Source organism: Moritella sp. (assembly GCF_033791185.1).
Lineage (GTDB): Bacteria > Pseudomonadota > Gammaproteobacteria > Enterobacterales > Moritellaceae > Moritella.
In genome coordinates, this window is record NZ_JASJHF010000216.1 from 1 (window position 1) to 8909 (window position 8909).

Sequence of the window (8909 nt, forward strand, 5' to 3'; positions counted from 1 at the left end):
ATCCTTACCGTGAAGTTAGCTTCTAATTAGTTAACCGCTAGGTACAAAAAAGGGCGATTCAGTTAATGCATCGCCCTTTTTTTGGTTACTGTTTTATATTGAATTATTAAGCAATGTTAATACTTGCTGATAAGGGTAGGCTTGTAGTGCGGCAAAGTTACTGATCTTTTTCGCTTTCATCTTCATGAATAACGGCGTGCTGATACCACATAAAAAACGTGTAATTAATACGGGTGTCGGCGGTTTATCACACGCACTAATAAACGCTTGGCTTAACGCTTGTACTTGCTGTGCTGGTAATGCGGGCATGGTTGTCGGTAATGGCAACCGTGCAATCCGTCCCTGACAAACCGAGCATGTCCCACATTGCGCTGGTGCATTATCATCTCCAAAGTAGGTTGATAAGCCTTTACTCAAGCATTGTGAACTCTGGATATACTGACCAACCGCATGCACACGTTTAATTTCACTGGTCTCTTTGGTGGCAAACTGCTGATGTAGTGTTGCAGCTAACTGTTGGCTATCAAAACGTGAATTTAATATTTGATATACATCGGTCATTAATTTACTTTCCAGTACGATATTATTACGCTCATGTAGAAACTCAAGTGCCGTGATTACGCGACTACGTTGTTCTTGATAACCTTCGCTCATGCGTTCGAAATTAACGGTTGCCCAAGTGCGTTTAGCGGGGGAGGCGTTAAATATTTCTTCAATAAACACGCGTTTTTCATCACTAAACTGATTCAGGATCTGTACTGGATCTTTTAAGAATTTAAAGCGGTATTCGGCAAAATAAGAATAGAGCGGCTTGATAATGCCCTGCATTTCTAAATAGACGAGTAAGGTTTTTAACGGCGCTTGACGTAGGTTACTGCTCATTGATAGGCCGTATAACGTGTGTTCCCATTCAGTGCCTGCCGTTTGGATCTCGGCGAGCACCGCTTGGATGCCATCGAGTTCTGGGGTGTCACCGTAGACAAAGTTTTCGAGAATACTTTGATTGTCTAAATTGGCGAGTACTAAGCATTGTGAATCGTTACCATCACGGCCTGCACGGCCAATTTCTTGACTGTAGTTTTCAATGGATTTTGGTAAGTCAAAATGCACGACGTTGCGAATGTTACTTTTATCAATGCCCATGCCAAAGGCGATCGTGGCGACAATACAGTCAATGCCATTACGCATAAAATTTTGCTGCACTTCTTCACGTACTTCTGTTGGCATACCTGCGTGATAAGCCACCGCTTCAATGCCTGTTTGTTGCAGGGCGCTGGCTAACTCTTCTGCAGTTTTTTGTAAGGTGACATAGACAATGGAAGCTTGTCCTGACTTTTTACCTAACCAACGAGTCAGTGCATGCAGTTTTTTGTCTTGGGCAATCGGGTGCATTAACAAGCTAAGGTTCGCGCGATGAAAACCCGTTTTGATAATCGCGTCTGGTTTGATATTAAACTTCGTTTCCATGTCTTTTATAACCGCAGGCGTGGCGGTTGCAGTAAGTAACAAGGCTTGTTTAATGTTTAGCTCTTTTTGGTACTGAGGAAGTTTCAGATAATCGGGACGAAAGTTATGCCCCCATTCTGAAATACAATGCGCTTCATCCACGACTAATAATGAAATCGGTACTTGTTTGATGAATTTTCGAAAGCGTTCGTTCTTCAAACGTTCTACCGAGATCATCAAGATCTTAACTTCACCTTCGCGTACTTTCGACATGGTATCTCTGACTTCATCGACGGACATACTCGAATCAATTTTAGCCGCAGCGATATTATGTTTTTTCAAGAATAATAGCTGATCTTGGATCAAGGCCAGTAAGGGCGAGATAACCAAGGTTAAATGTGGCAGGTGTAATGCCGACACTTGATAGCATAACGATTTCCCTGAGCCTGTTGGGAAAATAGCTGCACTTGAATTGCCACTAACAATATTTTTAATTACAGCTTCCTGGCCTTCTCTAAATTGATCATAGCCAAAGTAGTGTTGTAATGTTTGGTGCAGCATATCTGTATCTCGTATTATGAAATCAAAGGGCGTTGAGCTGGGCAGTATATAGTTTTTTGTTAAAAAAGTGATCCCGTTTATGCAGTTAAACGCACGTGAGTGCTATATTTTTAACAGTCAATCACGATATTACAGGATGTATGATGAAGTATAAGCAAAGACTTAGCGTTAGCCTGCTAGCGATGACGGCCTTGATACACTCTGGGATTGTGGCCGCAGAAGTATTTGTCGCTCCCTTTGGTGGTTATTCGTTTGGAACCACTGATTTTTCAACAATAGACAGTGAAACTGAAGAAGAGAGCACGGTTAAAATTGCAGAATCAGAGCATTGGGGGGTGATGGCTGGCGTGACTACAGCAGATCCCGGCAACATTTATTTGCTGTATAGCCACCAGTCAACCGCGTTTAGTATTGGTGATAATTTAAATCAGTCCGAGATCAGCCGCTTTGCTATCGACTATTGGCATTTAGGTGGATCTTTATACTTCCCGAAAGGTAAGTTTCGACCGTATATCACTACCAGTGCCGGTTTAACGCACATGCGCCCAGAAAATGGCTTCTCTAATGAAACCAGTTTCTCTATGGGGATTGGTGGCGGTGCTGAGTATCAATTTACTCCAAATTTTGCTTTGTTTGCAGATATGCGTGGGTATGCCACATTTGTTAATAGTTCGCAGGCGCTGTTTTGTAATAGTGGTAATTGTAAGTGGTTGGTTGATTCCGAATTAATGTGGCAAGGGCAAGTGAATATGGGCGCAAAACTGACATTTTGAGCTATGCTCAGTTAATATTTTAAATAAAGCTTACACACTCGTTAGTTAGTCTTAAATAGATATTTATTTATGTATTTCAAGTGGATGAAATGAATCATCGGTTCCGTTAAATTGTGGGGAAGTCGCTTCAAATGAAACGACTTTCAATGATGGCAAACTGTTACAAAAATATATAAAGGAATAAATAATGACATTAACAAAAAAGCTCACGGCTGAGTTTATTGGTACATTTTGGCTAGTCCTCGGTGGTTGTGGTAGTGCTGTTTTAGCCGCTGGATTTCCAGATGTGGGCATTGGTCTATTAGGTGTATCACTGGCCTTTGGTTTAACGGTATTAACGATGGCATTTGCGATTGGACATATTTCCGGTTGTCATCTAAATCCGGCTGTTTCAATCGGACTTTGGTCTGGTGGTCGTTTCTCTGCGGCAGAACTGGGTCCTTATATTTTTGCCCAAGTATTAGGTGGTATTGCTGGCGCAGCAACCTTATATGTTATTGCCAGTGGTCAGGCTGGTTTTGATGCCAGCGCTGGTTTCGCATCGAATGGTTATGGTGAACACTCTCCTGGTGGTTATACCTTCGCTGCGGCATTAGTGACTGAAGTTGTCATGACGTTCATGTTTTTGATTATTATTTTAGGTGCGACTGATAAACGTGCGCCGCAAGGTTTTGCCCCGCTTGCCATTGGTCTTGCCTTAACCTTAATTCACTTAATTAGTATCCCTGTTACCAACACGTCGGTTAACCCCGCGCGTAGTACTGGTGTGGCTATTTTCCAAGGCGATTGGGCGTTGTCGCAACTGTGGTTATTCTGGGTTGCACCTATTGTTGGCGCGATACTCGCGGGTATTGTCTACCGTTGGTTTGAAGTGGAAGATAAAGCCTAATATCGCTAATTTTTTGTCATTAAGCCATTTTAGTTAATAGCCTACGACATCGAAGAAGAAGATTTCGTGGGCTGTCACTCGGTGTTATTTAAACGTAGTACTTAGTTTTTCAATATCCCCCGCACTTTTGCTGACTTCAGCACCATAGTCATGAACTTGATTTGCATGTAAGGTATTTTGTTTAGAAATACCATCGATAGTATGGATGCTTTGCGTAATTTGATGGGCAACGATACTTTGCTGTTCAGTCGCCGTCGCTATTTGCGCTGTCATATCACTCACATCATCAACATTGGTGATAATATTCTCCATTGCGAGCTCTATTTTAACACTATCTTCTGAGCATTCTTCTGCGTTAGCTTTGTTGGTCAGCATCACCTTGCTCCACGTGGTTAAAGTATTTTGTAATTCAACCACCGAGGTCTGAATTTGTACCGTAGCTGCTTGAGTGCGACTGGCTAAATTTCTGACTTCATCGGCAACGACAGCAAAACCTCTACCTTGTTCACCCGCTCTAGCTGCTTCAATTGCGGCGTTAAGTGCGAGCAGGTTGGTTTGATCAGCAATGCCTTGAATCTCACTCATGATAGCGGAAATATTATTTACATCACCAACCAATTCAAGCGCATTTGAGGCCGCTTTATCGACATCACTCACTAAGCTTTTCATTTTATTTTGGGTTTTTCCGATAATTTGGATGTTTGCCTGACATTCATTTTGTACGACTAAGACTTTATCGTGAGTTTGATTGGTATTTAAACTAACCTCTTGAATGGTCGAACTCATCTCGGTAATTGCAGTTGAAAATTGGGTTAATTGATCTCCTTCTTCTTGTATACCGACCAGCATTTTTTGAGATTCTTGCTCTAATTGAGATGCCAGTTTTGCCAGTTTTCGTCCCGAGTCGTGACTACGACCTAGTATGGTTCTGATCCGTGCTTTATATAATTCTAATGGATAAGAAATAATGGCTAATAAACCATGACCTGAAAAAATAATTCGTGAGGGGCTATCGAATAAAGTTTTAGTTTTGGCGACGTATTTGGGAAACAAAAATAATTCTTGTGTAAAGAGCAGTGAAATAAGGCAAATAGCAACGAGTAGTACGATTGCTGGCAGAATAGACGTGGTAAATACAAAGTTAGTAAGCACGGCCGCAATAATAACTAGCATCGCCATTATGCGTCGTAAGTTAATGTTTGACTGAAACTCAGAAACTGATTTGTTGTTGTTTAATGTATCATATAGCTTTTGGGCTTGTTGTTTTTGTTTGTTACTGGGTAATGTTCTAACTGACTGATAACCTGTGACTCTATTGTCGTTGTAGACAGGGGTTACATAAGCATCTACCCAATAATAATCGCCATTTTTACAACGGTTTTTAACCATTCCTCGCCACGAATCGTTACGTTTTAGCTTATCCCATAAATCTGTAAAAGCGTCTTTAGGCATTGATGGGTGGCGCACGATATTGTGGTGCTGACCAACTAATTCCTCAAGTGTATATCCAGCCACAATACAGAATTCATTATTGGCGTAAGTGATCCTTCCATCAAGGTCAGTAATCGAGACTAATTGTTCTGACGATGAGAACGTTTTTTCATTATTTGTTATATGAGTCATTTCATCCCTTAAAATCATAATAGCGCATAAATATATGTGCCATTTGTATAATAGTTAAGGAGCATGAAACGACCACAATGTGGTTCACACTTTAAGCCATACGGGGTGATACCATTCACACTTATCATTATAAGGTGTAGCATTTTATAATTTACATTATGAATAATTCATAACTCAGGATTTGCGTTGTGCGCGAGTCGGTATAACTTTTTTAATCTCAGTAGTAAGAGAGGCAACTGTGATGATGATTAATCCCGCGACAACCCCCCACAGTGCTGAGCCTATATTCCATAACGTAAAGTCAGATGCGGTAACTAAAAAGGTCATCAGTGCAGCTTCTTTATGAGGTGACTCAATAAAGGCGTGCTGCAAACTACTGCCGATTGTCGAGAGCAGTGCAATTCCCGCTAGCGCCGTGATTAATGCTGTTGGCATGGCTTGGAATAAAGTCATTAAGCTTAATGCACAAAACCCCATTAGCAGATAGAAGGCTCCGCCACTCACCGCCGCCCAATAGCGTTTTTGCGGATCTGGATCCGCTTCTTGTGACATACATATCGCGGCTGTGATGGCCGCTAAATTAATACCAAAGCCACCAAAAGGTGCTATCAGCATATTGGTAATGCCTGTTACTGTCATTAATTTGGATACTGGGGCATGGTAATCATAGGCTTTTAAAATGGCAATGCCGGGCATATTTTGAGTTGCCATCGTGACCAGAAATAACGGTAAACCGATATTGATTAGCGCTGCAATATTCCACTCAGGCTCGACATAAACAAGTTGCCCTAAGTGCCATTCTAAATCAGGCATCACAAATAACCCTTGCAGCCAGGCTGAGGTGATAGCAACGATTAAAATCGCTAACATAGCAAAACGAGGCATAAGGATCTTGCTGATTAAAAAGGTCATAAACATCAAGCCAACCAACAAGGGGGATTGATTCATGACATTAAATACCTCAATACCAAACGACAGTAATATGCCTGCCAACATAGCACTGGCTATTTGTAATGGCACGCGATTCATTAGTTTTTCAAACCACCCCGTGATACCTGATAATGCAATCAGACTCGCCGAGAAAATAAAAGCGGCCACGGCTTCGTTAATGCTAAACCCTTGAGTACTGGTTATAAGCAATGCAGCACCGGGTGTCGACCATGCGATTAACAACGGCGTGCGGTAATAGAGAGACAAGGTGATTGAAGTAATGCCCATGCCAAGCCCTAGCGCGAAGATCCAGCTTGAAACCATCACCAAATCGGCACCTAAATTAGTCGCGGCTTGATAGATTAATGCAATGGAGCTGGTAAAACCGACTAAAGCAGCAATAAAACCCATGTTTATTCGGTTTAAAATGACACTGTTCATGGTGGTGCTGCTCCATTTATTCTATCGACACAAGAGTCTTTGTACGTAATAACGCACAAGCTAGATTTGCAAAATAACACTGTATGTTATAACGCACAAGCGTTATTCTTATCACCAGTAATTCTTAGCACCAGCAGTTCTCATCACCACGATCATTCAGGTCACAAGGGGCGTTATTATCAGTATTCATGCATCGTTAGGCACTCGTCTTAAAGCAGCGCGCAGTAACAAAGGTTGGAGTTTAGATAAAACCAGCCAACATACCGGCGTATCCAAAGCCATGCTCGGACAAATCGAGCGGGGTGAATCGAGCCCAACTGTGGTGCGATTATGGAATATCGCCAATGGTTTTGAGTTGCCACTGTCTTACTTTTTAACCGACTTAGCGCAAAAAAATACATCGACCAGTGCATTAGAAAATAACGAGCATGATATTCAGATTGTGACCTTATTCCCTTATGACGCCGTGACTAAGCTTGAAATATTCCAGATAACGTTAGATCCACAACGTCAGCATATTTCGGCGCCACACAATGCGGGAGTTATCGAGCATATTATTGCGGTTGATGGCGCGATGGAATATTACTTAGCCTTAGCGGCGGATGGTACTGAGCAGGAATGGCATATTTTGCAGCAAGGCGAGGGTATTAAATTTAACGCTGACCAGCCTCATGGTTATCGCAATATGACTGGGGAATCAGTGACTATCCACAACATCATTAGTTATACCGAGACTGATTAATACGGTCTTTAAGCATGCCTATATCGGTATTTACTACTAGTTTATAAGTGAGTGTCGAGTTACGGACTGCCGCTGCACTAGTTCAGTTATCTGACTATCGGCACGATTAGCCTTCATACAAAACATGTTTATGTTATATATGTGACCAGGTACCTTGTTTGAGGTATTAATAAACTTTAGTATGAAAGTATATAAATTATATTAAGGAGCGCTAATGTTTACATTAAATATTGGTCCAGATTTGCAGTTAGCCATCGTAGAACCGTCATTCGCGGGTCGTTATTTAGATATCGCCACTGAGGAACGTGCGTATTTATCTAAGTGGTTACGGTGGGCGACGTATGCCCATGATGAAGCCTTCTTTCTTGAATTTGTACGCAAGTCATTGCAAGGTTATGCAGAGGGTAAATCGATGACGTGCGCGCTGATTTATCAACACAAAGTAGTGGGGAATGTCAGTTTTAATAATATTGATAAGGAATTAAAAAAGGTCGAAGTTGGCTATTGGCTAAGCCAAAAATACCAAGGTATGGGCATCATGACCAAGGCGGTCAGCTTTTTAATTGAATACGCCTTTTCAGAGTTAGGCATGGATAAAGTCGAGATATGCGCGGCTGCTGAAAATACCGCAAGTCGTCGGGTCTGTGAACGTTTGAATATGAGCCTAGAAGGTATTATCAGTAATTATGAAAACATCAATGGCGACATCATAGATCACGCAATTTATGGTATTCACCGTACCGATTTACGTTAAAATCTGGCACTGGTACTGACATAGGGATAATCGACATGGAAGTGATCGCATATTTACCGGCCTTACGTGCGCTATGCAAAAGCGCTGCAGTTTTATCTGCGAAAAGGCTTTGTTGAAGTCGCTAAAGGCACTGGGGATGTGGGTGATTATGTGGTGCTAAAAAATGAATAAAGCAGGCCATCGACCTGCTTAAATATGACTGAAAACCGATTGTTACCGACCTAAAGTTACTCTCTAACCTACACGCTGTTCACTGACTTTATCAACCAGATATAAGATCGAGCGGTATTCAATACCACTGTGCTCGGATAAACCGATCTCACAAGTACGGCTATTGGAATAACCCTCATTACAATTACTCGGTACTTGGCGTGCTAACGGCGATAATGCTGACGCGTTCAACTCCGGCGTCGTAAAGCCCTTATCGCCGGCAAAACCACAGCATTGAATGTCTGCCGGAATAATCACTTGTGTTGCACAAGCGCGGCTAACCTGTTCCATCACACCAGCTAAACCTTGCTTACGTGAGGTACAAGTCACGTGTAACATCACTGGCTCTGTTTGCGGGGTAATATCCACATGTTCCATTACAAATTCTGCCACAAAGCGGAAAGGTTCATAGATAGCAATGTCTTTGGTCATCAGCTCAATACTGGTGCTTGCACATGGACTGGTGTCCATTAATACCGGTAATTTACCTTGCTCTGAGGCTTCCCAAAGCGCTGCTTCTAACTGCTGTGATTTAGTCAG

At 42.0% G+C, this 8909-nt stretch carries 7 protein-coding genes and 1 pseudogene; 4 read left to right on the plus strand and 4 right to left on the minus strand.

Annotation, left to right across the window (positions count from 1 at the left end; all coding sequences use genetic code 11):
* Positions 1 to 93: 93 nt before the first annotated feature.
* Positions 94 to 2007, minus strand: a complete 1914-nt coding sequence (locus QNK26_RS12725) for a RecQ family ATP-dependent DNA helicase (protein WP_319223468.1) — start codon at positions 2005 to 2007, stop codon at positions 94 to 96.
* Positions 2008 to 2150: 143 nt separating this feature from the next.
* Between QNK26_RS12725 and QNK26_RS12730 the strand changes: the two genes are divergently transcribed.
* Positions 2151 to 2780, plus strand: coding sequence for an outer membrane beta-barrel protein (locus QNK26_RS12730; RefSeq protein ID WP_319223481.1), 630 nt, complete (start codon positions 2151 to 2153; stop codon positions 2778 to 2780).
* 187 nt (positions 2781 to 2967) lie between these two features.
* A complete protein-coding gene (aqpZ, locus tag QNK26_RS12735; protein ID WP_319223470.1) occupies positions 2968 to 3669 on the plus strand; it encodes an aquaporin Z in 702 nt (233 codons plus the stop codon).
* A gap of 84 nt (positions 3670 to 3753) precedes the next feature.
* Here the strand turns inward: aqpZ and QNK26_RS12740 are convergent, their stop codons facing one another.
* Positions 3754 to 5292 carry a PAS domain-containing methyl-accepting chemotaxis protein gene (locus QNK26_RS12740; RefSeq protein WP_319223472.1) on the minus strand — a complete coding sequence of 513 codons (1539 nt, stop codon included), beginning with the start codon at positions 5290 to 5292 and terminating at the stop codon, positions 3754 to 3756.
* A 174-nt stretch (positions 5293 to 5466) separates the two neighbouring features.
* Positions 5467 to 6663: a benzoate/H(+) symporter BenE family transporter gene (locus QNK26_RS12745; RefSeq protein WP_319223474.1), complete on the minus strand. Its 1197-nt coding sequence runs from the start codon at positions 6661 to 6663 to the stop codon at positions 5467 to 5469.
* A gap of 175 nt (positions 6664 to 6838) precedes the next feature.
* On the opposite strand from QNK26_RS12745, the gene QNK26_RS12750 reads away from it, so the two are divergent.
* Positions 6839 to 7405, plus strand: coding sequence for a helix-turn-helix domain-containing protein (locus tag QNK26_RS12750; protein WP_413816367.1), 567 nt, complete (start codon positions 6839 to 6841; stop codon positions 7403 to 7405).
* A 214-nt stretch (positions 7406 to 7619) separates the two neighbouring features.
* A complete protein-coding gene (locus QNK26_RS12755; protein WP_319223476.1) occupies positions 7620 to 8159 on the plus strand; it encodes a GNAT family protein in 540 nt (179 codons plus the stop codon).
* Positions 8160 to 8393: 234 nt separating this feature from the next.
* On the opposite strand, the pseudogene QNK26_RS12760 reads toward QNK26_RS12755, so the two are convergent.
* A pseudogene (locus tag QNK26_RS12760) lies at positions 8394 to 8909 on the minus strand ((Fe-S)-binding protein); the annotation flags it as partial.